The 983-nt window shown below is 56.0% G+C and carries 1 rRNA gene; it reads left to right on the top strand.

Going from position 1 to position 983, the window contains the following annotated elements:
- Positions 1–4: 4 nt before the first annotated feature.
- Positions 5–983: ribosomal RNA gene (locus MHY13_RS12115) — 16S ribosomal RNA — on the top strand; the annotation flags it as partial.

The raw sequence follows: 983 nt of genomic DNA, 5'->3' as shown, positions 1-983 counted from the left end.
TTTTTTTGTGGAGAGTTTGATCCTGGCTCAGGACGAACGCTGGCGGCGTGCTTAACACATGCAAGTCGAACGGAAAGGCCCTGCTTGCAGGGTACTCGAGTGGCGAACGGGTGAGTAACACGTGGGTGATCTGCCCTGCACTTCGGGATAAGCCTGGGAAACTGGGTCTAATACCGGATAGGAGCCATTTTTAGTGTGATGGTTGGAAAGTTTTTTCGGTGTAGGATGAGCTCGCGGCCTATCAGCTTGTTGGTGGGGTAATGGCCTACCAAGGCGGCGACGGGTAGCCGGCCTGAGAGGGTGGACGGCCACATTGGGACTGAGATACGGCCCAGACTCCTACGGGAGGCAGCAGTGGGGAATATTGCACAATGGGCGCAAGCCTGATGCAGCGACGCCGCGTGGGGGATGACGGCCTTCGGGTTGTAAACTCCTTTCGCTAGGGACGAAGCTTTTTGTGACGGTACCTAGATAAGAAGCACCGGCTAACTACGTGCCAGCAGCCGCGGTAATACGTAGGGTGCGAGCGTTGTCCGGAATTACTGGGCGTAAAGGGCTCGTAGGTGGTTTGTCGCGTCGTCTGTGAAATTCCGGGGCTTAACTCCGGGCGTGCAGGCGATACGGGCATAACTTGAGTACTGTAGGGGTAACTGGAATTCCTGGTGTAGCGGTGAAATGCGCAGATATCAGGAGGAACACCGATGGCGAAGGCAGGTTACTGGGCAGTTACTGACGCTGAGGAGCGAAAGCATGGGTAGCGAACAGGATTAGATACCCTGGTAGTCCATGCCGTAAACGGTGGGCGCTAGGTGTGAGGGTCTTTTCACGACTTTCGTGCCGTAGCTAACGCATTAAGCGCCCCGCCTGGGGAGTACGGCCGCAAGGCTAAAACTCAAAGGAATTGACGGGGGCCCGCACAAGCGGCGGAGCATGTGGATTAATTCGATGCAACGCGAAGAACCTTACCTGGGCTTGACATACAC

The organism is Corynebacterium sp. ACRPE (genome assembly GCF_022347435.1).
Lineage (GTDB): Bacteria > Actinomycetota > Actinomycetes > Mycobacteriales > Mycobacteriaceae > Corynebacterium > Corynebacterium tuberculostearicum_D.
The sequence above is the reverse complement of the archived record's forward strand: the minus strand, read 5'-3'. Positions and strand labels throughout refer to the sequence as shown.